The sequence below is a fragment of the Metabacillus litoralis genome, from assembly GCF_003667825.1.
GTDB lineage: Bacteria > Bacillota > Bacilli > Bacillales > Bacillaceae > Metabacillus > Metabacillus litoralis_B.
In genome coordinates, this window is the sequence record NZ_CP033043.1 from 4,839,213 (window position 1) to 4,865,543 (window position 26,331).

The following is a 26,331-nucleotide window of genomic DNA, read 5'->3' on the forward strand; positions in this document are numbered from 1 at the left end:
GCTATTCTTAGAAAAACAACATAAAGGAGATTCATATGATCGAGAAGGATGATGCATCGTTATATGCTAAAGCTGCCAATAAAGATCGCATTGCTTTTGAACAGTTATATGATCGTTATGAAAAACTTGTTTATTCTTTCGCTTATCGAATAACGAAGGATACGACCTTGTCAGAGGAGATTATCCAAGATGTTTTTATGAAGCTGTGGAATGGAACAAATCTTTATGATGAGAAAAAAGGGAAATTCTCTTCATGGCTTCTAACGATCACAAGAAATAAAGCAATTGACGAAATTAGAAAACGCCAGAGATATACGCATGAAGAAGTAATTGAGAAAGACTCATTAGTTGTTGATGAAGCTTCTACTGAGCAAAAGCTAGAACAGAAAGAACAACGAGAAAAAATTCAACAGGCCATGTCAAATCTAAAAATAGAACAGCAGCAAATAATTGAATTATTTTACTTTAAAGGATTAAGTCAGCAAAAGATAGCAGATCAGTGTGAGATTCCGCTGGGAACTGTTAAGGGCAGGATTCGGATTGCATTAAAACACTTAAAAAACATGCTAGGTAAGGAAGGGAGGGACATCACATGACAAATGAACAATGTATCTCTTTAATTGATTATTACAATCGAACATTATCAAATGAGGAAATAGAGGAATTTGAATCACATTTAGAAGGTTGTTCGGCCTGTAAGCAAGAGTTGGAAGAGCTAATGAGTTTAACGGAAGAATTACCTTACCTTTCGGAGCAAATTGATGTTCCAAAAGGAATGAAAGCAAGAGTGCTTGAGAATATATATGACGGGAGTACGGTAATAGAAGAAAGTCATGAAAAGGTTTCAGAACAGAAAGTAGTAGAACTGAAAAAGAAAAGCGGAAGATCGAGATTCTTAATTCCAACAATTGCTGCTGCATTATTATTGTCACTGGCCACAAATGTTTATTTATATAGAGAAGTGACCCAAAATTCAAAAAGCGAGGAGCTCATGCCAACATCTCAGGTAACATTACTACCTCCAGATGGTCAGGGAGATGGCATCGCAATTGCCTCTCTTTTATCAGCAGCTGGGCAGAAGTCGATTCTCCTACAAGCATCTAACTTACCAAAGCTCCAGGATGATGAAGTTTATCAACTATGGGTTCTTGAGGGAGGACAGCCTTATCCTGCTGGTGCCTTTCAAACGAATGATTCCGGTCAAGGTACATTAACATATTCATTAGATGGACTTGAAGGAGACTGGGACACAATAGCCATTACAGTGGAACAAGAGCCAGATTTACCAACTCCAAAAGGAGACATTGTTTTGGCTGGCGGTATTTAGGTTGATAAGATTGATGAATTCTCTTTTACTAAAGGTATCTTTTCTCACTTTTAGCAAACAATAAGTGTTGAAAAATGCTATGTAAAGGGGGATTTTAGAATGGCTAAAAGAGACAGTCATAAAAATCAGCAAGAGAAAATGAAAAAAGCAAGTGATGCGATTAACACCGATAAAGATTTTGGAAATGATCCTGCTGAAAGAAATCACAACGAAAAAAGATCTAAATAATTAAAGAAATGGGCTGTCCCGGATATAGGGGACAGTCTTTTTATATAAAGAGGTGTCTTTGAAGAAGATGCTGTCTCGATACAGGGGGGATCGGGACAGAAAAGGGATTGGAGAGGGAAGTTGTGTCTCGATATATGGGGGATTGGGATAGAAAAGGTTTTGGAGAGGGGAGTTGTGTCTCGATATATGGGGGATTGGGATAGAAAAGGTTCTTCAGCAGGAAGATGTGTCTCGATACAGGGGGAATCGGGACAGAAAAGGTCCTCCAGCAGGAAGATGTGTCTCGATACAAAGGGGATCGGGACAGAAAAGGTGCACCATCAGGAATTTGTGTCTCGATACAAGGGGAATCGGGACAGAAAAGGTCTTCAAGCCGAAAGATGTGTCCCGATACAGGGGGAATCGGGACAGAAAAGATCCTCCAGCCGAAAGATGTGTCTCGATACAGGAGGAATCGGGACAGAAAATGATACTCAGAGGAAAGATGTGTCTCGATACAGGCAGTATTGGGACAGAAAAGATCCTCCAGCAGGAAGATGTGTCCCGATACAGAGGGAATCGGGACAGAAAAGGTCCTCTAGCAGAAAGATGTGTCTCGATACAGGGGGGATCGGGACAGAAAAGGTGCACCATCAGGAATTTGTGTCTCGATACAAGGGGAATCGGGACAGAAAAGATCCTCCAGCAGGAATTTGTGTCTCGATACAGAGGGAATCGGGACAGAAAAGGTCTTCAAGCCGAAAGATATGTCCCGATACAGAGGGAATCGGGACAGAAAAGGTCTTCAAGCCGAAAGATGTGTCCCGATACAGGGGGAATCGGGACAGAAAAGGTCTTCAAGCCGAAAGATGTGTCTCGATACAGAGAGAATCGAGACAGAAAAGGTCCTCCATCAGTAAGATGTGTCCCGATACAGGGAGAATCGGGACAGAAAAGGACAAGCAGAGGAAAGATGTGTCTCGATACAGGCAGTATCGGTACAGAAAAGGTTTTCCAGCAGGAATTTGTGTCTCGATACAAGGGGAAATCGGTACAGAAAAGGTCCTCCAGCCGAAAGATGTGTCTCGATACAGAGAGAATCGGGACAGAAAAGATCCTCCAGCCGAAAGATGTGTCTCGATACAAGTAGAATCGGTACAGAAAAGGCCCTCCAGAAGAAAGATGCATCCCGATACAGAGGTAATCGAGACACAAATCCCCCCCAGCAGAAAAATGTGACCCGATACAAGCTAAATCAGGCCAGAGAAAAGATCTCCACTAGAAAAACCTCAACGAACCTCATCATACCCATGTCCTAATTTAGAATCAAAACCCTAAATGATCTATAAATTCGCCTAAATTCTGCGCTTTACCCAAAAACTTAAAACTTTTTTTAAAAAAAGTGATCCATTTAAATTTCCCTTTCGTTAGCTTAATAGAAAACCAGAAAGGGGAAATTAAAAAATGAATCTAAAAAAATCACTTCTAGCAGTACCATTAAGTTTATCATTATTAGTACCAGTACAAGGAGCTTTTGCGCAGGATCATACTAGTCATTCCGCAATGATGACAGCTCCATCAGTAGAAACCCCAGCAGTGGAACTAAGAACAACGTTAGGCCACTTGCTTAGTGAACACGCATATCTCGCTGTAGAGGTAATGAGAAATGGTGCCTTAGCAACAAAGGACTTTGAAGCATCAGTCGGAGCATTGAACGCAAATACTGAGGACTTATCCAAAGCAATTACATCTGTGTATGGAGATAAAGCAGGTCAGCAGTTTAAACAAATGTGGGAAGAACATATCGGCTTCTTTGTTGATTATGTAACAGCAACTGGAGAAAATGATGAAGCGAAAAAAGAAGAAGCTTTAAAGAATTTAGATACTTACCGTGAAAAATTCTCTCAATTTCTTGAAACAGCAACCGGTGAACGACTAGAGGCAGGTAGTTTGGCAGATGGATTACAAATGCATGTTAATCAGCTTGTAGGTGCATTTGATCGTTACTTAGCAAAAGATTATGAGAAAGCTTATGAATATGAAAGAGAAGCAATTAATCATATGCATATGGTTGCAAAAGGTTTATCAAATGCCATAGCAGATCAATATCCAGATAAATTTGAGGAAACAAAGGCAGTAACACCTGCAGCAGATCTTAGAGCATCTTTAAATCATTTATTAACGGAGCATGCAGGATTGGCTGTCGTCGCTATGCAACAAGGAGCAGACGGTGCTGATGATTTTGAAGCAGCTGCAAATGCCTTAAATGCAAATACAGAAGATTTAACCGCAGCTATCTCATCTGTTTATGGAGCTGAAGCAGGAGAACAGTTCAAGAAAATGTGGTCAGATCATATCGGCTTCTTTGTTGAATATGTAAAAGCAACTGGTGCTGGTGATGAGGAAGCGAAAGCACAGGCTTTAGAAAAACTAGATGGTTATAGAGGGGAATTTTCAAAATTCTTAGAAACAGCTACCGAAGGACGTTTACAATCTGACGCTCTTGCAGATGGATTACAAATGCATGTTGACCAGCTTATTGCTGCATTTGATTCATATGTAGCTGGAGATTATGAGAAAGCATATGAAGATGTTCGTGGGGCATATGCGCATATGCTAAATCCTGCAAAAGGTTTATCAGCTGCTTTTGTTGATCAATTCCCTGATAAATTTAAGTCAATGATGCCTGAAGAAATGCCTAAAACAGGTATGGGTGGAACAGCAAACAGCATGAACACCGCAGACTTTGTTGCATATGGCCTAGTGCTTGCTGTTATTGTTAGTCTTGGCCTTGTTATTAGAAAAAGATTTGCGCAGAATTAAAAGGAAATTTACACGGTTTCACAATTTGCGAAACCGTGATTTTTTAAAAAAATTGAGGTGTATGCAATGAAATGCATTTACCTATTTGCCTTTCTCAGTATATTCATTGTTGGCTGCCAAGGGGCTCAGAGTGTTAAAGAAGAAATGGGAACACACATTGAAACAATACAGACAACTGCAGAATCAGAACAGAAAACAACCGATCAGGACCAAAGTGACGAGATTGATAGTCCGATTATTAAAGACAATAGAGAAGGAATCATACCACTCAAAGTTAGTATACCTTCTATTAATGTGAGTGCCGACATTGAAAAGGTAGGGTTACTTGATAATGGCCAAATGGGTGTTCCAGAAAAATTTGAACAGGTTGGATGGTATAAAGAAGGCATATTACCAGGTGAGCAAGGGAATGCTGTGTTAGCTGGTCATGTGGATAGTAAAACAGGTCCGGCCATTTTTTATCATCTTCATAAACTAGAGGTTGGAGATGAGGTTCATGTCATGAATGAAGATGGAGAAAAACTTACTTTTATTGTTTACGATAAGAAGAGCTTTGACACTGAATCTGCACCTGTAGAAAAAATATTTGGTTTTTCTTACAGAAGTAATTTAAATCTTATTACATGTACAGGTGATTTTAATAGGGAAAAAGGAACACATGAGGAAAGGTTAGTAGTCTATACAGAATTAGCTAAAGTAGAGCAGCAATAATTTCTTATAAATAAAGCTCTAACCATAAGTGGTTAGAGCTCCATTTATAAGAATTCTAAATTACATTAATATCAATTGTCATATAATCTATTTAATAAAGCTATGATTTTTAATAAGTGCCTGTTGTAGTTTACACAATAAACGTTTTAATAGCTTCATGTAAGTCTTTCATATACGAAGTACCTGCTTTAATACCTAATTGATTAATTAATCTTGCGTGAGAAGGAGATAAACCAATCATGTAAGAATCTGTTCCCATTAATTTTAACTCAGATACGAGTGTTTTAAATGTTTGAATACCCTCTTTTTTTATTTCCCCAATTCCATGAAAATCGAATAAAACAAGTTCTACTTGATTTTGGGAAACCTCGGATAACAAACGGTTATGATTTAATCTGATCATATTCTCATTTAGTTCACCAAACAACGGAACAAGGACAAGCCCTTTTGTTAAACATATAAAAGGTGCTGATAATTCGATGATTTTTGTAAGAGATTGTTCAAGCTGCTCTTTTTTTTCTAACAGTTCGAAGTTCGTTTCAGAAAGTCGTCTTCGATGTAGCTCCACAGTGTCCACGAGTGTTTGAATTCGGTTGTCTTGTTCTATACATATTAAATGACCTTGATTGTACTCCCAGTTCACCTTAATTTGATAAAGAGCATAAGGTGATTCTTGAGTTGTCATGACAATCTCTGTTGTGATGAGCTTTTCTGAAAGTAAAGATTGAGCTTTTCTCTTGCTTTCAATATCAACTAAATCTAAGAAGTTCGATGCTTCACCAAAGATTTTGGAAGCTAAGTCAGAAGCTTCTAATATATTAAACTCTTGATCAATTGTGAAATAAGGAAGCGGGATGTGTTTGATTGTAAGCATGAAAGTTACACTCCTTGTATTGAATGTTGCCCGAGCCATCCTTGAAGTTCTGTTAGAGATGGAAATAATTTTGTTTTGCTAGAGCAGTGCGAGGTAAAGTCATATGTTGATAAAAGACGACCTCCTACGATAACAGTAGGTTGATGTGGAAGATCCTCTAAAGCTTTAATATAAGTTTTAAGAATTTCTGCATGATACCAAATCGAAAAAGAAAGTCCAATCACACTTGGTTGCCATTTGTCAGCTGCCTTTAAGGCATACTCTAATGGTAAATTTGCACCAAGTAATTTTGTTTTCCAACCAAATTCTTCAAACAGTTGTGCAACCATTTTGAGTCCTATATCATGTTGTTCGTTTTCAAGGCATAAAAACATTGCTTTGTTTGGTTTCATTTGCAAGAATTGATTGTTTTTTGTGTAGTAATTAAACCTAGCGATTATGTATTCACAAGTCGATGTAGCAAGATGCTCATCAGCGACAGTTATTTGATTTGATTCCCAAAGATCACCAATATATTGCATAGCTTTTGTAATGAGTTCCTCAAAGACTTCTTTACGAGTGATTTCCTCATTAACTTCGTGAATCAAGATTTCCCATGCTGCATCTTGATCTCCATCAAGAAGGAAACGGGCAAATTCATGAACCCTCCATGCCATGATCTCACCTCATTTTTGAAAGGGTTTGATATTTAGATAGGTAAATTTTGCTTCGTTATTATCTTATCATATTTTTCCTATAGCTGTTCACTCATGATGTTTATTAATCTAAGACTCTTGGCTATTAGGACATGAACAGTAGGTTAGAAGAGAAGCGTATTAATCCACTTATACCCTATTCTAGGGTATAATATAGAGATATGATAAGAAGTCAAAAACATTTATATAAAATTGCAATGTACAAGTAATAAAGGGGGAATTTGATGACAGAAATACCGATGGAAGTTCAGAAACAAATGAAAAAGCATCAAGGTTTGTCTAAATCGAAAATTATTAAAAGAACACTTTTTATTTTTATAGGTGCTGTTTTAATGGCAGTCGGCTTGGAAATCTTTCTAGTGCCTAATCAGGTTATTGATGGTGGTATAGTAGGGATTTCGATTATATTATCGCATTTGCTTGGTATGAAACTTGGACTATTTATCTTTCTTTTAAATATACCTTTTTTCTTTATAGGATATAAACAAATTGGGAAAACCTTTGCCCTTTCTACGGTATTTGGCATATCTGTTTTATCAGTAGCAACGGCTTTATTACACCCTGTTCCAGCTTTTACAGAGGATGTTCTTCTAGCAACAGTATTTGGTGGAATCATTCTTGGTATTGGAGTAGGAATTGTTCTAAGATACGGTGGATCTCTGGATGGTACTGAAATACTGGCGGTTCTTTTTAATAAAAAGTTACCTTTTTCCGTTGGAGAAATTATTATGTTCTTCAATATTTTCATTCTTGGTAGTGCAGGATTTGTGTTCGGATGGAACAGAGCTATGTATTCTTTAATCGCCTATTTTATAGCATTTAAAACGATTGATATCGTACTTGAAGGTTTGGATGAATCAAAATCAGCATGGATTATTAGTGAGAATTATCAAGAAATAGGTGATGCAATCCTAGCTCGTTTGGGTCGTGGAGTTACATTTTTAAACGGTGAAGGTGCATACACTGGTGATAACAAAAAAGTGATTTTCTGTGTGATTACGCGGTTAGAGGAAGCCAAATTAAAATCGATCGTTGAAGATTTAGACGAGTCCGCCTTTTTGGCTGTGGCAAATATTGCTGAAGTAAGAGGTGGCCGATTTAAAAAGAAAGATATTCATTAAATATAGAAACTCTATAGTTGCTGACTATAGAGTTTTTGCTTTGAGCAAAATTTTCAATTCAAATTAGACTATTTCATTACTTCCCTTCATACCCATAAATAATGGACAAGAATAGGTAAGGGTGGGAGAGAATGGAGGATTTAATTCTTAATGTTTTGGATTGGCTTACAAGTTTTGGATATTTAGGAATTGCAATTGGTCTTATGCTTGAGGTTATTCCTAGTGAGATTGTACTTGGTTATGGTGGGTATATGATCGTGCTTGGGAAAATTGGCTTCATTGGAGCTATTGTAGCTGGAGTGATAGGTGGAACAATGGCTCAACTTTTTTTATATTGGCTTGGTAGCATAGGTGGGAGACCTTTTCTTGAAAAGTATGGGAAATACTTGTTGATTAATAAACACCATTTAGAATTATCAGAAGCATGGTTTGAAAAATACGGTTCAGGTGTTATTTTTGGAGCTAGATTTATTCCAGTTGTGAGACATGCAATTAGTATTCCAGCTGGAATATCAAAGATGTCATTATGGAAATTCACATTTTACACAGTAGCGGCTATGATTCCTTGGACAATTTTCTTTCTGTATTTAGGTATGGAGTTAGGAAATAACTGGATGTATATCAAAGAAACAGCACAACCATATTTTCTTCCGCTTACCTGCTCCGCTATATTATTGGCGGTTGTATATTACCTTGTAAAAAAGTTTAAAAATCCTCATAGCAATTAAAAGTTATCCAACTGGATAGCTTTTTTAGTTGTTAAAGTATTGCTTTTTAGACAATAGCGGAATATAATAATTAATGCTATAAGTTAAATATTATTAAAGTTAAGTATTTAGTAGTGATAAGAGTAATCACTGCTTTTTATTTCTTTAAATACTTAACTTAGTTAAATATTAATCAATATAATAAAATGAGGTGTAAATATGGAGCACTTAAGTCATAAGGAAAAAGTTACAATTATGATCGCCATTATTGGTGCAATGTTCTTTGCGGCAGTTAACCAAACGATAGTGGGAAATGCGTTGCCGAAGATTATTGCTGATTTAGGTGGGCTGGACTACTATAGCTGGGTATTTACCATTTATATGCTAACTTCAGCGATTACGACGATTTTAGTTGGGAAATTATCCGATATATAGGGACGTAAGCCGTTTATTTTAACAGGAATTTTTATTTTTATGATTGGTGCCTTCTTATCAGGATTATCTAAGGATATCATTCAGTTGATTATTTATCGAGGAATCCAAGGATTTGGTGCAGGTATGATTATGTCAACAGCCTTTACAGCTGTAGGAGACTTGTTTGCCCCCCGTGAAAGGGGTCGTTGGCAGGGAGCAATGGGTGCTGTATTTGGAATTTCAAGTGTATTCGGTCCGACTCTGGGTGGATACATTGTTGATAATCTTGAATGGAAATGGGTTTTCTGGGTGTTCCTACCATTAGGGATTGTAGCTGCTATTCTTATTTGGAAATTGTTCCCTAAAATGGAGAAGAAGGCAGGGGAATCTGTTGATTATCTAGGTTCGATTTTTCTCACTGGGACAATTGTTCCCGCCTTATTGGCTTTCTCTTGGGCAGGAACAAAATATGAATGGAATTCCTCACAAATTATCGGTCTATTCACAGGAGCAATTGTGTCTTTCATTATCTTTGTTTTAGTGGAGAAAAAAGCAAAAAGTCCAATTTTACCTTTATATTTGTTTAAAAACAGTATTTTTACGATTTCAAATGTGATTGGATTTGCAATTGGTGTTGCGATGTTTGGAGGAGTTATGTATATCCCATACTTTGTGCAGGGGGTGTTAGGATTTACTGCAACTCATTCAAGCTTTATTACAATGACCATGACGTTAGGTTTAGTGTTTGCAAGTAGTATTGGCGGACAAATCATTTCCAAAACAGGGAAATACAAGCTTCAAGCAATTATTGGCTTAATTGTAACAACGATAGGGATGTTCTTGTTCACAACAATGGACGCTGAAACATCACAATGGACGTTAATTGCTTATCTTGTTTTAGTTGGGATAGGCATTGGAGTAGGTATGACAGTATTTACTTTAACTGTTCAAAATGCTGTAGAACAGAAGTTTTTAGGAGTTGCAACAGCAACATCACAATTATTCCGTTCAATTGGTGGTACTGTTGGGGTTGCTTTAATGGGAACGGTTTTAAATCAACGTATGAGTGATAATATGGCTGAATCGTTAAAAGATGTTCAACAGCAAGCTGCTTCTGTTCCTCCTGAAATGCAGGAAAACATACAAGCATTGCAAAATCCACAGTTACTATTAGATCATGAAAAGCTATCACAAATTCAGCAAAGCATGCCGGCTGAAATGGTAAGTTTATTTGAGAAGTTCGTTACTATGCTTCAAGACTCATTAAGCTTTGCACTATCAGGCGTATTCATGACGGCAACAATAGTCATGATTGCTGCTGTTGCTCTTACTTTCTTCTTAAAAGAAATTCCTTTAAGAAGCTCAAGTGCACAGAATACAGAGCAGCAGAAAGAAGTTCAAGCAAAACAATCATTTACAAAGCAACCTGTATAAAGAGAGGATTTCCTCTCTTTTTTAATTACATAAAGAAAAGTATTAGTGGAAGAATGGTAGTGATTGAAAGAATGGAGGTGAATATGAATGGATCAAAAAGATCAAGAATTTTATGATAATGAAGTATTTGCTCAAGCTCAGGTTGTTCAGCATCCTAAGGAAAAAAATCATACGGCTTTAGTTCTAGATCAATCATTTCACCTGTTGTCGGGTAGTGATTTAACATCTGACGATACGGTGAATGAATAAAAAACCAAAGGCTCAAATGAGATGATCATTTGAGCCTTTATTTTAGTATAAGTGGTATAATTTTACACTATAGAGAGAATTCAATTTAGGAGAGGATCGTATGATAAGAGCAATATTGTTTGACTTAGATGGTACATTGTTGAATCGTGATTTATCGCTTCGAAAATTTATTGAGGATCAGTACATACGCCTAAATATAAAGCATATACCAAATGACCAATACATTAATCGTTTTATAGAACTAGATCAACATGGATATGTATGGAAAGATAAAGTGTATGCTCAATTAATTGAAGAGTTGAAAATAAAGGATCTAACAGCCTCTCAATTACTACAGGATTACCTTGCGTTTTTCCCAAGACATTGTACCCCATTTGATCATCTGAAAAAAATGTTAGACACAATAAAGCAACAAAATATTCAACTTGGGATGATTTCAAATGGATTTGGTCAATTTCAGATGGACAATATCAAAGCGTTGGAGATAGATAATTATTTTGATGTTATGCTGATTTCTGAAAATGAGGGAATTAAAAAACCTGATCGAGAGATATTTATTAGAGCGTTATCTAAATTGGGAGTCTCTTCAGATGAAAGTATGTTTGTAGGGGACCATCCAGTAAATGATATCGAAGCTGCAAAAAAAGTGGGGATGAAAACCATCTGGAAGCAAAATACTCATTTTAGCCATGCTCCTGCTGCTGATTATTGTGTGACAGATTTAATTGAGATCATTGATATTATTGAGAGAGAGAGAAAGGTGGAGTAGGTAAAGGCGTATAAAGTTTGTTGCAAGCCTTCCTCAAGTCCCATCATAAATAAAGTATCCGACAAAAAAGGCTGTCCCAATTGGTGGGGCAGCCTATAAATATTAATTAATTTTCTTTAATTGTTTTTTTAGGAAATTTGGTTTGTTAAGTCCTCTTTCGTTAATCTCTTTTTCTAGCAACTTAATAAAATCTGGACTTAAATGTAATTTACTAGCTTCATGAAAACTATTTAATAAAGTTGTATCTGATAGTTTTGAAAACCTCATATTATCATCCTTTACTTTATCGCTCTCTATTTATTTACCACATAGAGTACACTGTTAAACGACTTTATGTAAAAAGATGTAGAAATTTTGTTTAAGTTTTTTATAAGATAAGAGTAACGATATATGAGATAAAAACAATTAAATAAACGTTTGTTTAAACTTTTATACCTTTGTCATTACAGGTCATCGAAGCCGTTATCTACATGATTGACCTTCGTATATTGTCTTGATTTTTGTTCGAAGAAATCTGATTTGCCAAGATCTACTTCTTCATATGCTTTGATCCACTTCAACGGATTGGAGCGATATCCCTCAAATGGGCGTTCATATCCCAGCTGATTGCAACGGACATTTGCATAAAATTTAATATAGTCCTCAACATCTTGAATATTAATTCCATCCATTTTGTTGCCTATAATAAAACGTCCCCATTCAATTTCTAGCTCAGCAGCAGTAATGAACGTTTCTTTGACAAACGATGCAAGCTCTTCGGTATCATACTCAGGATATTGTTTTAATACTTCTTTAAAAATTTGAACAAATAAATCAACATGAATTTGCTCATCCCGGTTTATGTAGTTAATCATCGTGCTAGTTGCTACCATTTTTTGATTGCGTGCTAGATTATAGAAGAAGGCAAATCCCGAGTAGAAGAAAAGACCTTCTAATATCACATCATATACAATTGATTTTAGAAGATGCTCAACAGTTGGCTGTTCAGCAAATGATTGATATCCGTTTGTGACAAACTCATTACGCTTTCTTAATATAGGTTCATTTCGCCAATATTCAAAGACTTCATCTTGCTTTTGTTTTGATACTAAGCTAGATAATACATAAGAATACGAGTGATTATGAATAACTTCCTGTTGTGCCAGCATGATCATTAATGCATTTATACTTGAATCAGTAATGTAGTCTGATACTTTTCCCGCATAATCAGTTTGAATACTATCTAAAAGGGCAAGAAGACCAATAATTTTTAAAAATGCATCCTGCTCATCATTTGTTAAGTTTGGATATTGTTTAATATCTTGAGCCATATTGATCTCAAATGGTGTCCAGAAGTTGGCAAGCATTTTTTTATAACGAGGATATGCCCAAGGAAACGCAACGTCATCCCAGTTTAAAACGTTTGAGCTTTCTCCATTAATAATAGCTGTTGAGCGATTGGGAGCATTTGCATCCATAATTTTGCGCTTCGATAATGTGGTGTTTTGCATAGAATTACTCCTTTATTTGAAAAAAGTTTATAGAGCGTCTCAAAACTAAAGACGCTCCTCTTATTAACTTGCGCATGAGTCACATTCTTCAATTGTGCTAGAAGTTGAACGTAAGTAATACGTAGTTTTTAATCCTTCTCTCCATGCTGTAATGTGTAAATCAAGTAAATCCTTAGCTTTTATTGTGTTTTGCACATATATGTTAAAGGAAATGGATTGATCAATATGTTGCTGTCTTGCAGCATTTTGTTTGATGCTCCATTTTTGATCAATAAAATAGGCCGATTTATAATACCAAGTTGTTTCAGAATTCAAATCTGGAACAGTAACTGGAATCTTATAATCTTTCTTCTCTTCTGAGTAAACCTTTTGGAATATTGGATCAATACTCGCTGTACTGCCTGCAATAATTGAAGTTGATGCATTTGGCGCAACTGCCATTAAATAGCTGTTACGTATTCCATGACTTTGAACATCTTCCTTTAGAGTATCCCAATCTAAATCACTATTATTTGAGGAATAGCCTCTTTTATCGAAGTAGGAGCCTGTTTCCCAGTCGGAGCCTTTATATACAGGATAAGCGCCTTTGTCTTTTGAAAGCTCCATGCTAGCTTGAATCGTTAGATAAGAAATTCTTTCATATAGCTTGTCCGCGTAGGAAACAGCTTCCTCGTTTTCCCATTTTAATTGCTTTAGGGCAAGAAGATGATGCCAGCCGAATGTTCCTAAACCAATTGCTCTATATTTTTCATTTGTTAATCTAGCTTGAAGAACAGGAATGGTATTAAGATCAATAACATTGTCCAGCATTCTTACTTGGATAGGAATAAGTTTTTCTAAAACATCATTTGTAACAGCTTTTGCAAGGTTAATAGAGGAAAGGTTACATACAACAAAATCACCTGGTGTTTTTACTGTAATGATTTTTCCATCCTCAGTGAATTGCTCTTCAACTGTTGTAGGACTTTGATTCTGTGTGATTTCTGTGCACAAATTGCTGCAATAAATCATTCCTTGGTGTGAGTTGGCATTCTTGCGGTTTACCTCATCTCGATAGAACATATATGGCGTACCAGCCTCTAACTGACTGATCATAATTCGCTTCATAATATCAATCGCAGGGACCTTTTCCTTAGATAACTGTTCATTTTGAACACATTCCCAATAGCGTTCTCTGAAGCTTCCTTGTCCTTTTTGTTCATCATAATAATCTTCGATGCTAAAGCCCATTACTTTACGAACTTCATGGGGATCAAATAGGTACCAATCACCACGTGCTTCAACCTGCTCCATAAATACATCAGGAATACACACACCAGTAAATAAGTCATGTGTCCGCATTCTTTCATCACCATTGTTCAGCTTAGAATCAAGAAATGAAAAGATATCTTTATGCCACACATCCAAGTAAACAGCGATGGCTCCCTTACGCTGACCTAATTGATCAACGCTAACAGCAGTGTTGTTAAGCTGCTTCATCCATGGAATAACACCAGAAGACACGCCTTTGAACCCGCGGATATCACTACCACGGCTTCGAATTTTTCCTAGATATGCACCAACACCTCCACCAGATTTTGAAAGATTGGCAATATCAGTGTTACTATCAAAAATTCCTTGTAAACTATCATCGATTGTATCAATAAAACAACTCGATAATTGACCAACAGGTTTTCCTGCATTTGATAAAGTAGGTGTTGCAACGGTCATATAAAGGTTGCTCATTGCCCAATACGCCTGTTTTATAAGCTCAAGACGATGATCTTTGTTTTCATTTGCCATTAATGTCATTGCAATAATAATAAAACGCTCTTGAGGCAGTTCATATGTTTGTTTACTAAAATCACGTGTTAAATAACGATCTGCTAATGTTCTTAGGCCAATATATGTAAAGAGGTTATCATTTTCCGGCTTAATAAAGGAACCAATTTGTGAAAGTTCACTTTGAGAATATTGTTCAAGAAGCTTAGAGCTATAGAGTCCTTTTGAAACGAGAGTGTTCACTAAATCATAAAAATCTCCATATTTTTGCTTTTTATCATAACCTCTGTTTTCTGCAGCTTCTTTATACAGTTTTGATAAGTAGATTTGCGCACAAAAGTATGTCCATTCTGGCTCTTGTTCATTTATATTTGACAAGCCTTCTAGAATGAGTAAATTAGTAAGTTGATCTGTAGTATAAGACTCTCTTTGTACGATCGTGTTTTGGATTCGTGTTAAGTAGTCATCTATATGTAAAGAAGGGAAGTTTTGATGAATGCTTTCAATGTATGAAGTTAATTTGGATATGTCAAATGCTTCCTGGTCGTTTTTGTTGTTATAAATAATAGGGGATGTTGATGTTGCGATGCTCATAAAATATTCCTCCATCTGTTGAATTAGTAACACAGGGAGAGAGATAAAACGACAGAGGAGAGTTCAAGGCAAAAAGAGCCTCAATGATCAGCTATCGTCTCACCTTCTCAGTCCCCGAAGAAATTGAAACTTCCACAAGATATAGGTAGGTCTCCTGACTTATGCTCGTCCTACTATGAGTCCTTCCCATACCTAATATGTACAGTGGATTTCTCAATTCGTCACATTTACAGTTGCGGGGACAGTTCTGGAATTGCACCAGATTCCCTTTTCAGCCTTAATTGGCACCTGAATCTTGTAAAATACAATATATAGTTTTATGTTTTGGTTGATAAATCAATATATAGTTATAATTAGATATATTTCCATGATATAGCACATATACAAAATAATCAACCAATTGTTTTCGTTTGTCGAAAATTATCTAGTTTGATAGAAACTTGTAAAGGAAAGGGGGCTGTCAAAATAATGACAGCCCCTTTCTTTATACACGTTTACTAAAAAATCCATATATAACTGTTAATATTGGTGAGAGATATAAAAAGAACGCAAATGGTAAAAATGCTAAAACGGGTACACCAAGTGTTTGAGCGAAGAAAGCTCCACTAACTCCCCATGGAATTAAGGGATTAAGTAATGTTCCGGCATCTTCAAGTGTTCGTGATAAATATTTGCGGTCAAGCTTGATTTTATCGTAAAGACCTTTAAATGATTGACCTGGGATAAGAATTGATAAGTATTGTTCACCGGTTAATAGGTTTACGCCAAACGATGAAGCGGCAGTTGATAAAATAAGCTGTCCCTTTGATTGTATACGGTCAATTAATCCATTTAATAGTGTAGGGATAATGCGTAATGCATTAAGTAATCCACCGAAGGCAAAGGCAATTAAGATAAGTGAGATGGACCACATCATTGATTGTAGGCCACCCCGGTTTAGCATATTACTAACCTGTTCATTTTCTATAGAATAAGAAGTTCCATTTTGTAAAACTGTTAGAAATTCATTCAGCATTAATCCTTGAAAAACGATGGCTGTTATTCCTGCTGTTATAATACCAATCACTAAAGATGGGATAACTGCAACTCTTTTTATAGCGAGAATAATGACTATAAGAGGTGAAAACAATGTGATGATGCTAATGTTAACTTGAGATTCTATAATAGTTATCATGTTTTTCATGTCATCTATTGACGTAAAGTCAATAGGTGTGACCCGACCTAAAATAAAAAAGATCACGGCTGCAATTAGAATGCTAGGTAAAGTAGTGAATGTCATATGTCTTATATGAGTAAACAAATCTACAGATGAAACACCAGAAGCGAAGTTTGTTGTATCGGACATTGGAGACATTTTGTCACCAAAGCATGCGCCTGAAATGATAGCTCCAGCAACCCATTCAATTGGTAAGCCTGCTGCCATACCTGCTCCCATTAAAGCAACACCAATTGTACTAACTGTTGTAAAGGAGCTTCCTACTAAACTTGAAATGACCATACATGAAAAAAGGGAGGTCATTAATAAGTATTCTGGATTAATAACAGTTAAAGCATAAACCATAACTGTTGGAATTGTCCCACTACTCATCCAAGCACCAATTAATACACCTATAAGTGCCAATATAATAATAGGTTGAATTCCATTTTGTATTCCTTGGACAATACCTGTCTCTAATTCTTTCCATTTGAATTTATGAAGTAAGCCAATGATTGAGATTAGAACTAAACAAACAAGTAAGGCAATATGTGGTTCTGTTTTTAATACAAATAAACTGGCAAATATCGTTGCTAATACTAGTAACAAAACTAGTAACGATTGTTGAAAGGTAAAGGTTTTTATTTGATCATTCATGATATACTCCTTTATAGCTTGAACGCTTTTGTGCTTTTTCGTACAAAAGTATTATACCAATCTAGTTTTTTCTGTCAATCAAATTAAGAAAATGATTAAATAGATAAAGATATTTTGTGTTTTGTTTTATTGATATACTATTCTTTGGAATTGAAGTGCATCAAAATAGACCAATGGATTACCATTGGTCTTAAACATCACTCTATATTGTTCTAGCCATTACTTTTAGATTTTCGGATGTTTCTGCAATTGAATTAATGTTGTTAGAAACATCGTTAATAACATTTGTAAAGTTCATTAAATCTGTTTTAGATTGTTCGCTTTGCTGTTTGTTTTTATTCATGATTTCAAGAATGTTATCAAAGAATGAGTTCATGTCATTCATTTGATCAGTTCCTTTAGTTGTAAGCTCGGCAACATGATTAATAGAACCGGAAATACTATCAATTTGGTTATGAATATTTGTGATTAAGCTTGAAACACCTTGAACTGAATTTTTTGTTTCTTCAGCAAGCTTACGAACTTCACTCGCAACAACGGCGAAACCTTTACCATATTCACCTGCACGTGCTGATTCAATAGCAGCATTTAGAGCCAGTAAATTCGTTTGTTCTGCAATAGCGGTTACGATAGAAACAACTTGATTAATTTTTTCAGAAGTTGTTTCTAGTGACTTCATTTGTTGTAGAATTTCAACCGTACTTTTCTCAATAGAAGACATAAGGTCATTTTGTTTTTCTAGATCATTTTTTCCGTTGTGTGCTTGTCCTTCTGCAGTTGAAGCTGCTTCATAGCGGTCTGCTGAATAAGAAGCAATTTCTTGTGATTGAGCAAGAATTTCCTGAATAAATGCATTTGTATTTTCACTTGCCTCAGCAAGCTGAGTTGCAAGTTGATTTACTTCGGCACGTATTTGCTCCTTGGCAGCTTCTGCTTCATCGCGAACTTTGGCATATTCATTATCATATGCTTCTAAAACAATTTGCTGTTCCAAATTAAAGAGTTTGCTAATACTTTGAACAACGGTAATGATTTCTTTCTTTGTATTAAGATGCGGCTCCACTGTATCAATGATTGAATTAAGTAGTTGCTGGAAAGCAGCCATATACCATTTTGCTTCAAGACCGATCTTTACATGAATATGAGCAATTCTTCTCATTCGTTTTACATCTTCATCATCAAGATTACCGTTAAACATTTTCATAATATGTGTTTTTAAGGTTTGCTGTAAACGATCTACTGAGCTGTGTTCATTAATAATGCCCATAAGACCACTATCTGCTTCAAATGAAGAGTAAAATGCGCGAACAATTTCCTCAATATTTTTTTCAATATATGGTTGTATTGATAAAGCGGTTACCAAATCATCTTTTGTTAGATCGATCATTCCAATCTGCTTTTTTAATTCAACTTCTGATATATTTAAAACAACTGCAGAAACGTGTTGATTCTTAAGGTTGTCACTTAGTGCCGATGTTGTAGTTTTTTTCTCTTTTTTAAACAAAATTCCCATCAAACCATTCCCCATTTCAAAAATATATACTTATTAGGTATATCGGCATGGTAATAATAAATATGAAGTGATTTAACAGAAATTTTAAAATTAAAAAAGTGGAAGAGTGATCCCTTCCACCAATGTGTATGATTATTTAGCTATTAATACTGGGATGGAAGCACGTTGTGATACTTTTTCACTAACGCTTCCAAAGATTAATTTTTTTAGGCCGCTCATGTCTCGACTACCAACAACAATTAAATCTCCATTGTTTTCTTTTGCATAAGTAACAATTCCTTCAGAAGGTTCACCATATGAAACGGCAACGTCTGCTTGTACATGATGACGATCTAAAATTTGCTTGGCTTCATTTTCTAATGCCATTATTTGCTTACTATTTTTTTCATTTATAACCGTTTCTCTATCGCTGCTGTTTTCCTGAGGAATTGGGACAACAGGAATATTCCCTACTCCGCCAACAGGGTACGAGTGTACAGGCGATAATAATGGAGTGCTAGCTTGATCAATACCTTCTGTAAACAAGTTCTCTTTATGAATATAAATAACAGAAAGGTTGGAGTCCATTTTCTTACACATACTAATTCCTAATTCCAGTGCTTCTTTACTATCGTTTGTTCCATCAAAAGCAACAACTACATGTTTTAATGAATTCAACTCAATCATCCTTTCTTTTTTTTGTTCTTTACCCTATTTGTATATATCTAATCAAACTCTATCTGTTAAAAAATTAAATTAAGTAAAAAGCCAATAACGACAATGGCTCCAACAATCATAAACAATGTTCTGATCATAGTGATATCCTCCATTCCGTAAAATTAAATTTTCACTTTCATCGCTGGTTGAATGATACGCTGACTTTTCTGTGCTGTATTTATAGAACATATTTCTTTAAAGTCGTTCACTTTTAAATGAGGATATGGTCCATCAATCGCTATATTTATTTCTTGTCCATTTTTAATCATTAATAAATAAGTGAGTAAAGCAGGAAAATTTGCTGTATTGATTACATGTTTGTTTTTAGTAACTAAGTAGATTTTTCCTTCATATGATTTTGCCAGTTGAGTGATCTTCATAACCTGATCAATACGAACTTGTTCTTCGACTTTTAAGCTAAAAGTAATTAATTTATTCATATGAATTCCTCCATAGAAAGAATGTGTTGGTTATTTTACGGATACATACCTCCATAATTAAATTTAGAAACCTAACGGCATAAAAATCCTACTATAGTCCTTATAGGAATATGCTGTTGCTAGATGGTAAAAAAAACAATTAAAAAAGCCTTGGAAATCATTCATCTTTATTAGGAAAAAATGTATATTATAGGTAGTGGAAGAGAAAGGAAGTTGGGGATGGAAAAAGTAAAATACATAAGCATGCTTTCTGCAGTCTTCACACAGATCGCAGGTATTATTTTTTTATTTATAAACATAACGATCGCAGTTGGACTATTTTTAGCTTATTTTCTTTCATTACTTGTTTTAGTCGTTGCGTTTATAAAAATAAGACTAGATGAAAAAAAGGAGGATGACAAAAATGATTATCGTGACTACTGAAACTGTACCAGGTAAGGAAACAAAGGAATATAAGGGCTTTGTAAGGGGAAGTACTGTCCAATCTAAGCACATTGGAAAAGATTTAATGGCGGGACTAAAAACCATTGTCGGTGGAGAACTCAAGGAATACACAGAAATGATGGAAGAAGCACGACAAAAAGCAATCGGGCGTATGGTTGATGATGCAAAAGCAAAAGGCGCTAACGCGATTGTTTGTATGAGGTTGGAATCCTCAGCTGTTATGCAAAATGCTTCAGAAATTATTGCATACGGTACAGCTGTAACAGTTGAAGAGTAGATCGATGATCATAACTAATAACCCCAGTTGCATAGTGACTGGGGTTATTTATATTTGTTTAGGAATATAGCGTATTTATGTCAACTTCCTGGTAGTAAGTTGTGTAGAGTGTTCTGATAGTGGGAGAATCGGGATAGATGAAGGTACGTGGATAGCGGTTGTGTGCCGATAGTGGGAGAATATGGACAGAGGGAGGTGTGTGGGTAGCGGTTGTGTGCCGATAGTGGAGAATCGGGACAGATGAAGGTGTGAGGGTAGCGGTTGTGTCCCGATAGTGAGAGAATCGGGACAGATGAAGGTACGTGGATAGCGGTTGTGTCCCGATAGTGAGAGAATCGGGACAGATGGAGGTGTGAGCAAAGCGAATGTGTGCCGATAGTGGGAGAATCGGGACAGATGAAGGTACGTGGATAGCGGTTGTGTCCCGATAGTGAGAGAATCGGGACAGATGAAGGTGTGAGGGTAGCTGTTGTGTCTCGATAGTGGGAGAATCGGGACAGATGAAGGAGTGAGCAAAGCTGTTGTGTCCCGATAGTGGGAGAATCGGGACAGATGAAGGTACGGGGATAGCGGTTGTGTCCCGATAGAGAGAGAATCGGGACAGATGAAGGAGTGAGCAAAGCTGTTGTGTCCCGATAGTGGGGGAATCGGGACAGATGAAGGAGTGAGCAAAGCTGTTGTGTCCCGATAGTGGGAGGATCGGGACAGATGAAGGAGTGAGCAAAGCTGTTGTGTCCCGATAGTGAGAGAATAGAGAAAAATGAAGGTATGAGCAAAGCGGTTATGTCTCGATAGTGGGGGAATCGGGACAGATGAAGGAGTGAGCAAAGCGAATGTGTCCCGATAGTGGGGGAATCGGGACAAATGAGTGTGTGAGCTAAGCGAATGTGTCCCGATAGTGAGAGAATCGGGAAAGATGAAGGTACGTGGATAGCGTTTGTGTCCCGATAGTGGGAGAATCGGGACAGATGAAGGAGTGAGCAAAGCGAATGTGTCCCGATAGTGAGAGAATTGGGACAGATGAAGGTGTGAGCAAAGCTGTTGTGTCCCGATAGTGAGAGAATCGAGACAAATGAAGGAGTGAGCAAAGCTGTTGTGTCCCGATAGTGGGGGAATCGGGACAAATGAGTGTGTGAGTAAAGCGAATGTGTCCCGATAGTGAGAGAATCGAGACAAATGAAGGAGTGAGCAAAGCGAATGTGTCCCGATAGTGAGAGAATCGAGACAAATGAAGGTATGAGCAAAGCGGTTATGTCCCGATAGTGAGAGAATCGGGACAGATGAAGATGTGAGCAAAGCTGTTGTGTCCCGATAGTGAGAGAATCGAGACAAATGAAGGAGTGAGCAAAGCGTTCGTGTCCCGATAGTGGGGGAATCGGGACAAATGAAGGAGTGAGCAAAGCGGTTGTGTCCCGATAGTGAGAGAATTGGGACAGATGAAGGGGTGAGCAAAGCGGTTGTGTCCCGATAGTGAGAGAATCGAGACAAATGAAGGAGTGAGCAAAGCGAATGTGTCCCGATAGTGGGGGAATCGGGACAAATGAGTGTGTGAGCAAAGCGGTTGTGTCCCGATAGTGAGAGAATCGAGACAAATGAAGGTATGAGCAAAGCGAATGTGTCCCAATAGTGAGAAAATCGGGACAGAGAAAGGTGTGAGCAAAGCAAATGTGTCCCGATAGTGAGAAAATCGGGACAGATGAAGGAGTGAGCAAAGCTGTTGTGTCCCGATAGTGAGAGAATCGACACAATCCTTTCGAAAAAGCCTATCTTAATCACTAATAGCAGATACCTACCCGTTTATAAGCGAACTCCTCTTTAAACAGTTGATCATATGTAAAATGAGCAGTATCTTCAACAGATATTTCTTTTCCGTCTAGTGGTAAAAAATCAGCGGAGTAACGATATTGTTTTGTTAATTTTCCATCAGGAAGATAAGTTGGACAGATGATTGTCCATTTTAAAGGGCTGCTTTTTAACATGTTAAATGCTGCCAAATGCTCTTCTGCGGCTCTTGTAGTTCTACGGCGTGATTCAGTTGATTGAAAACGAAAAAGCTCCGGCTGTATACGTGATTGCAAGATTCCTGCAGTGCCAATTGTGATGATTCGTGTAATGTTTTTAGCTACCATTGCTTCAATCATATTTGGAGTGGCAAGAGAAAGAGTGTGTTGACCATCCGTGTTCAATGCGCTCACAACTGCGTCACTGTCACTTATAGCTAGCTCTACATCTTTAAAGTTAGTTGCATCACCTTTTATGATCCTTAAATTAGGGGAGGTGATTATTTTTTCAGGAGATCGGACAAGAACTGTTACAGAATAACCATCTGATAAAAGAAAATTTAATATTTCCTTTCCAACACGGCCAGTTGCTCCAAATAAGGTAATCTTCTTCAATATTTTCACCTCTTTCCATTTGTTATTACTATACCGAACTTTTTATATTTAGGAAAATATGCTGCATACATTAAAAAAAGCTGACATACTAAATGTCAGCCCGATTAAAGCCTCTTTTTTGCTTGTTCCCAATAATGAATTTGGGGAAATCGTATATGAACAAAATATTCATGAAATAAAGTGTATCCAACAAATCCCACTTGTTTCCAATCGATCGCATCAAACATGGATCTTCAACTCCTTTTCTTATGTTTCAGGAGAGTTAAATGTGTGAAAATCTACGTTTAAAGTATGATGTTTATATACTATATGGTGTTAATGACTTGTTTGATACATAAAAAAGAAAGAGGCCGACACGATTGTGCCGACCTCTTAGCCAATTATATGAAATTGTTATTGTTGAGTATAACCGCTCATAGATTGTTGAGCCATTGATACTAAACGCTTAGTGATTTCTCCACCTACAGAACCGTTTGCACGTGAAGTAGTTTCTCCACCAAGGTTAACACCGAATTCAGAAGCGATCTCATATTTCATTTGATCGATAGCTTGAGCTGCTCCTGGTACTACTAGTTGATTAGACGAATTGCTGTTGTTTGAACTTTGTGACATTTCTATTCATCTCCTCATAATAGTTTTATGGTTGGGTTAGTTGGAGTTGCACCAACGTATGAAGAAAGCTTGTCCTTCATAGCCTTGCTCGGCGTAACCCATTGATTTAAGTTGATGTGTTGTTTGTGTTTGTTTGTTTGTTGTTACTAAGTATTATGGATCTTTTTTTTGTTTATATACATTTTTTTTTGAGAAATTTTCAGTTGCTTTTTTGCTAAATGATTTGAACTGAAAAATTCTTGGTTGATTGTTTAGTATTATGAGCGGCTTTCTTTGAAAGTATGCAAAAAAATAAAAAGAATTTTAAAAAGTTATAAACTTTACCCGAAAGAACCTACATAAAAGCTTCTTTGTTGAGAGATTCTAGACATATGAGATTGATAAAGGGGCTGAAATGATGCATTTGTGTCCTTTATGTAATGGACTTGAGGAAAGGATCATTCAATGTCCAAATTGTAAAACAGTTATGGAAGATAAGGGGAAGGTAACAGATTATTTTGATGATTATAGCGCATATATGGATATTGATATGATGAAGATGTATGACGGGCAATTAACATCCCTAGAAGATCATTTGTGTTTGCATTATTTTTATTGTCCTAGTTGTCAGCATCAAGAAACAAATAGTATTCAGGAATAGAAAACGAGAGGGAACCAACGGTCCCTCTCGTTTTTCTGTTAGATATTATTTTTCGCCAGCAGGACGAATACGAATTTCTGATTCTGTATCAAAGAAGTGAGCTTTGTTCATGTCTAATGCTAAATCAAGTGATTGACCTGGCTTTACATCTGTACGAGAGTCAACACGTGCTACAAAAGATTGACCATCGATTTCAGAATAAAGCATTGTTTCAGCACCCATTAACTCAGCTACTTCGATTTTAGCTGTGATTTTAGTTCCTTGAGATGATTCGATGAATACAGGCTCATCATGGATTTCTTCTGGACGTACACCCATTAGAATTTCTTTGTTTACATAGCCTTGCTCACGTAGGTACTTCATTTTACCTTCTGGTACAGCTACAGAAGTAGTACCGAAAGAGAATTTACCATCTGTAAGAGTTCCTTTAAAGAAGTTCATTGCAGGTGATCCGATGAATCCACCAACGAATGCATTTTCAGGCTTGTCATAAACTTCTTTAGGTGAACCTACTTGTTGGATGATACCATCTTTTAATACAACAAGACGAGTAGCCATTGTCATCGCTTCAGTTTGGTCATGTGTTACGTAGATTGTTGTTGTTTGTAAGCGTTGGTGTAATTTTGTGATTTCAGCACGCATTGCTACACGAAGCTTAGCATCAAGGTTTGATAAAGGCTCATCCATTAAGAATACCTTTGCATCACGAACGATCGCACGACCTAAAGCAACACGCTGACGTTGACCACCAGATAAAGCTTTTGGTTTACGTTGTAGGTATTGCTCAAGACCTAAGATTTTCGCAGCTTCAGTTACACGACGCTCGATTTCATCTTTAGGTAATTTACGAAGCTTTAAGCCGAATGCCATGTTATCATATACGTTCATATGTGGATATAGAGCGTAGTTTTGGAATACCATTGCGATGTCACGGTCTTTTGGTGCAACATCATTCATACGTTTTCCATCAATGAAGAAATCACCTTTTGAAATCTCTTCTAATCCTGCAACCATACGAAGTGTAGTAGATTTACCACAACCAGATGGACCAACGAATACGATAAACTCTTTATCTTGAATGTGAAGATTGAAATCTTCTACAGCAGTTACTTTATTATCATAAATTTTATAAATATTGTTTAATTGTAATTCAGCCATTACTAATTCCTCCCTTGATTTGAAAGCGTTTTAACTTGGTTTCATTGTAAGGGATTTCAGTTTAAGAAGTAAACGTACAAGTTGCACGAAAATAGGAAGATGATTTTGTGCAACTTGTAAACGTTATCTTATTTTTCTTGTTGAGCTAGAATAATGGCAAGAAAAATAAAGGCTGCATTTGAAAAAATGCGAATGTCCAACCCGGTTTTTTCAAGTAGTTTTTCCAAGCGATATTGCAGACTGTTACGGTGAATAAAGAGCCTTTTGGCAGTTGAGGAAGCATTTAAATTTGATTGGAAAAATGCCTCAATCGTGTGGAGAAGCTCTTTATCTTCTATTATTTCTAAGAAATGATTTGATAATATTTCCTTTCTTAACATAGAAGGGGCTCTCATGATAAGGGTTGGTAAGACATCATAAAAGCTAAGAACCTTGTCTTTATTGCTGGAACGATGAATGTTTTGAAAGCAGGCATGTTCTAGCGAAAATTTCTCTTTGAGTGAGGTATCGTTTTTTTGTAATTGTCCTATGTAAATAAACGGTTCGACATAAAAATCCGTTGTCAGTGTATCACTTAAGTCTTTTAATAAATCAACTTCTAAAATGTAGTTAGGCTTTTCCTCGATCATAATGCCATGTGACAGACTTAACCAGATGACAAGCTCTGTGTTCATAATTCCTTTAACGGCTTCTTCGAAATTTTGTTTGTCATCAATTGGCTGTTTAAGGAAAAAATAATAAAAGCGTAAAGAGGTATGATCATTTGGAAGCGGAGGTAGTTTTTCATGATTATCACTGAATAAAAAATCATACCATTTCCGCTGATTCAATGTGTATTGAGTTTCATCAATACTATTTGTTGATTGAAAGAGCAATGATAATAAATTTCTTTCTTCAGAACTTAATACGGATTTTAAAATTCCAAAAGGTTTTCCAAGATCTGTCTGAAACCATTCGAAATTTGTATCATGACGATTATAGTTTGTTGTTAGCGCCTCTCCATAGTGCTTCTTTAAATTTTCTAACATACAAGGGCTCCTTCTTGGTCTAGATCTGTGTTGATTTTTTTTCTGAAAAATCGATTTTATATAAATTAAATGGTAAAAGATTACACCTTTATAAACAAG

27 protein-coding genes, 1 pseudogene and 1 riboswitch are annotated in these 26,331 nt (G+C 36.4%); of the genes and pseudogenes, 14 read left to right on the plus strand and 14 right to left on the minus strand.

Going from position 1 to position 26,331, the window contains the following annotated elements:
- Positions 1-35: 35 nt before the first annotated feature.
- The 6 genes from D9842_RS23715 to D9842_RS23735 all read left to right on the plus strand — a co-directional run bounded on the left by D9842_RS23715 (position 36) and on the right by D9842_RS23735 (position 5,068).
- Complete coding sequence (locus D9842_RS23715; RefSeq protein WP_121664581.1) at positions 36-596, plus strand: RNA polymerase sigma factor; 561 nt, start codon at positions 36-38, stop codon at positions 594-596.
- The gene (locus D9842_RS23720) at positions 593-1,327 is read left to right on the plus strand and encodes an anti-sigma factor (protein ID WP_121665172.1); all 735 of its coding nucleotides are present in this window, start codon (positions 593-595) and stop codon (positions 1,325-1,327) included. Before D9842_RS23715 ends, D9842_RS23720 begins: the two co-directional genes overlap by 4 nt.
- Before the next feature lie 99 nt (positions 1,328-1,426).
- Entirely contained in the window at positions 1,427-1,555 is a 129-nt protein-coding gene (locus D9842_RS26435; protein ID WP_257535938.1) for a hypothetical protein, read from the plus strand.
- 276 nt (positions 1,556-1,831) lie between these two features.
- Positions 1,832-2,773, plus strand: a complete 942-nt coding sequence (locus D9842_RS23725) for a hypothetical protein (RefSeq protein ID WP_162987543.1) — start codon at positions 1,832-1,834, stop codon at positions 2,771-2,773.
- A 225-nt stretch (positions 2,774-2,998) separates the two neighbouring features.
- Entirely contained in the window at positions 2,999-4,357 is a 1,359-nt protein-coding gene (locus D9842_RS23730) for a copper amine oxidase (protein WP_121664583.1), read from the plus strand.
- Between the two features lie 66 nt (positions 4,358-4,423).
- Positions 4,424-5,068: a class F sortase gene (locus tag D9842_RS23735; protein ID WP_121664584.1), complete on the plus strand. Its 645-nt coding sequence runs from the start codon at positions 4,424-4,426 to the stop codon at positions 5,066-5,068.
- A gap of 130 nt (positions 5,069-5,198) precedes the next feature.
- Here the strand turns inward: D9842_RS23735 and D9842_RS23740 are convergent, their stop codons facing one another.
- Both D9842_RS23740 and D9842_RS23745 read right to left on the minus strand, forming a co-directional pair.
- On the minus strand, positions 5,199-5,942 hold the full coding sequence (locus D9842_RS23740) for an STAS domain-containing protein (protein ID WP_162987544.1): 744 nt from the start codon (positions 5,940-5,942) through the stop codon (positions 5,199-5,201).
- A gap of 5 nt (positions 5,943-5,947) precedes the next feature.
- Positions 5,948-6,598: a cobalamin B12-binding domain-containing protein gene (locus D9842_RS23745; RefSeq protein ID WP_121664586.1), complete on the minus strand. Its 651-nt coding sequence runs from the start codon at positions 6,596-6,598 to the stop codon at positions 5,948-5,950.
- Positions 6,599-6,861: 263 nt separating this feature from the next.
- Here D9842_RS23745 and D9842_RS23750 point away from each other — a divergent pair, with 263 nt between their 5' ends.
- The 5 genes and pseudogenes from D9842_RS23750 (at position 6,862) to D9842_RS23770 (ending at position 11,331) form a co-directional block, all read left to right on the plus strand.
- Entirely contained in the window at positions 6,862-7,758 is an 897-nt protein-coding gene (locus tag D9842_RS23750) for a YitT family protein (RefSeq protein ID WP_121664587.1), read from the plus strand.
- 131 nt (positions 7,759-7,889) lie between these two features.
- The gene (locus D9842_RS23755; RefSeq protein ID WP_121664588.1) at positions 7,890-8,486 is read left to right on the plus strand and encodes an undecaprenyl phosphate transporter UptA; all 597 of its coding nucleotides are present in this window, start codon (positions 7,890-7,892) and stop codon (positions 8,484-8,486) included.
- Positions 8,487-8,684: 198 nt separating this feature from the next.
- Positions 8,685-10,313, plus strand: a pseudogene (locus D9842_RS23760) (MDR family MFS transporter).
- Positions 10,314-10,400: 87 nt separating this feature from the next.
- The gene (locus tag D9842_RS23765; protein ID WP_121664589.1) at positions 10,401-10,562 is read left to right on the plus strand and encodes a transcriptional regulator SplA domain-containing protein; all 162 of its coding nucleotides are present in this window, start codon (positions 10,401-10,403) and stop codon (positions 10,560-10,562) included.
- 100 nt (positions 10,563-10,662) lie between these two features.
- A complete protein-coding gene (locus D9842_RS23770) occupies positions 10,663-11,331 on the plus strand; it encodes an HAD family hydrolase (RefSeq protein WP_121664590.1) in 669 nt (222 codons plus the stop codon).
- Positions 11,332-11,433: 102 nt separating this feature from the next.
- On the opposite strand, the gene sda is transcribed toward D9842_RS23770, so the two are convergent.
- From sda to D9842_RS23805, 7 genes are all read right to left on the minus strand, one after another.
- Positions 11,434-11,598 (minus strand): sporulation histidine kinase inhibitor Sda, encoded by a 165-nt coding sequence (gene sda / locus D9842_RS23775; RefSeq protein WP_121664591.1) that lies wholly within the window; start codon positions 11,596-11,598, stop codon positions 11,434-11,436.
- 176 nt (positions 11,599-11,774) lie between these two features.
- A complete protein-coding gene (locus D9842_RS23780) occupies positions 11,775-12,821 on the minus strand; it encodes a ribonucleotide-diphosphate reductase subunit beta (protein WP_121664592.1) in 1,047 nt (348 codons plus the stop codon).
- 63 nt (positions 12,822-12,884) lie between these two features.
- Complete coding sequence (locus D9842_RS23785) at positions 12,885-15,176, minus strand: ribonucleoside-diphosphate reductase subunit alpha (protein WP_121664593.1); 2,292 nt, start codon at positions 15,174-15,176, stop codon at positions 12,885-12,887.
- A gap of 127 nt (positions 15,177-15,303) precedes the next feature.
- A riboswitch (cobalamin riboswitch) is annotated at positions 15,304-15,483 on the minus strand.
- A 177-nt stretch (positions 15,484-15,660) separates the two neighbouring features.
- Complete coding sequence (nhaC, locus tag D9842_RS23790) at positions 15,661-17,028, minus strand: Na+/H+ antiporter NhaC (RefSeq protein ID WP_121664594.1); 1,368 nt, start codon at positions 17,026-17,028, stop codon at positions 15,661-15,663.
- A gap of 202 nt (positions 17,029-17,230) precedes the next feature.
- The gene (locus D9842_RS23795) at positions 17,231-18,541 is read right to left on the minus strand and encodes a globin-coupled sensor protein (protein WP_162987545.1); all 1,311 of its coding nucleotides are present in this window, start codon (positions 18,539-18,541) and stop codon (positions 17,231-17,233) included.
- A 132-nt stretch (positions 18,542-18,673) separates the two neighbouring features.
- Positions 18,674-19,198, minus strand: coding sequence for a universal stress protein (locus tag D9842_RS23800; protein ID WP_162987546.1), 525 nt, complete (start codon positions 19,196-19,198; stop codon positions 18,674-18,676).
- 161 nt (positions 19,199-19,359) lie between these two features.
- The gene (locus D9842_RS23805) at positions 19,360-19,677 is read right to left on the minus strand and encodes a hypothetical protein (RefSeq protein WP_121664597.1); all 318 of its coding nucleotides are present in this window, start codon (positions 19,675-19,677) and stop codon (positions 19,360-19,362) included.
- Positions 19,678-19,896: 219 nt separating this feature from the next.
- Here D9842_RS23805 and D9842_RS23810 point away from each other — a divergent pair, with 219 nt between their 5' ends.
- Together D9842_RS23810 and D9842_RS23815 are read left to right on the plus strand one after the other, a co-directional pair.
- Positions 19,897-20,100, plus strand: a complete 204-nt coding sequence (locus tag D9842_RS23810; protein ID WP_121664598.1) for a hypothetical protein — start codon at positions 19,897-19,899, stop codon at positions 20,098-20,100.
- Positions 20,081-20,398 carry a YbjQ family protein gene (locus tag D9842_RS23815; protein ID WP_098795261.1) on the plus strand — a complete coding sequence of 106 codons (318 nt, stop codon included), beginning with the start codon at positions 20,081-20,083 and terminating at the stop codon, positions 20,396-20,398. The genes D9842_RS23810 and D9842_RS23815 overlap by 20 nt, the downstream gene beginning before the upstream one ends.
- A gap of 1,775 nt (positions 20,399-22,173) precedes the next feature.
- Here the strand turns inward: D9842_RS23815 and D9842_RS23820 are convergent.
- The 3 genes from D9842_RS23820 to D9842_RS23825 form a co-directional block, all read right to left on the minus strand.
- The gene (locus D9842_RS23820; protein ID WP_121664599.1) at positions 22,174-22,794 is read right to left on the minus strand and encodes an NAD(P)-dependent oxidoreductase; all 621 of its coding nucleotides are present in this window, start codon (positions 22,792-22,794) and stop codon (positions 22,174-22,176) included.
- Between the two features lie 104 nt (positions 22,795-22,898).
- Positions 22,899-23,021: a hypothetical protein gene (locus tag D9842_RS26440; RefSeq protein WP_257535939.1), complete on the minus strand. Its 123-nt coding sequence runs from the start codon at positions 23,019-23,021 to the stop codon at positions 22,899-22,901.
- A gap of 166 nt (positions 23,022-23,187) precedes the next feature.
- On the minus strand, positions 23,188-23,406 hold the full coding sequence (locus D9842_RS23825; protein WP_121664600.1) for an alpha/beta-type small acid-soluble spore protein: 219 nt from the start codon (positions 23,404-23,406) through the stop codon (positions 23,188-23,190).
- A gap of 397 nt (positions 23,407-23,803) precedes the next feature.
- Here D9842_RS23825 and D9842_RS23830 point away from each other — a divergent pair, with 397 nt between their 5' ends.
- A complete protein-coding gene (locus D9842_RS23830) occupies positions 23,804-24,046 on the plus strand; it encodes a hypothetical protein (protein WP_121664601.1) in 243 nt (80 codons plus the stop codon).
- A 45-nt stretch (positions 24,047-24,091) separates the two neighbouring features.
- On the opposite strand, the gene D9842_RS23835 is transcribed toward D9842_RS23830, so the two are convergent.
- Entirely contained in the window at positions 24,092-25,204 is a 1,113-nt protein-coding gene (locus D9842_RS23835; protein ID WP_121664602.1) for an ABC transporter ATP-binding protein, read from the minus strand.
- Between the two features lie 128 nt (positions 25,205-25,332).
- Positions 25,333-26,232 (minus strand): PucR family transcriptional regulator, encoded by a 900-nt coding sequence (locus D9842_RS23840; RefSeq protein WP_162987547.1) that lies wholly within the window; start codon positions 26,230-26,232, stop codon positions 25,333-25,335.
- Positions 26,233-26,331 lie beyond the last annotated feature (99 nt).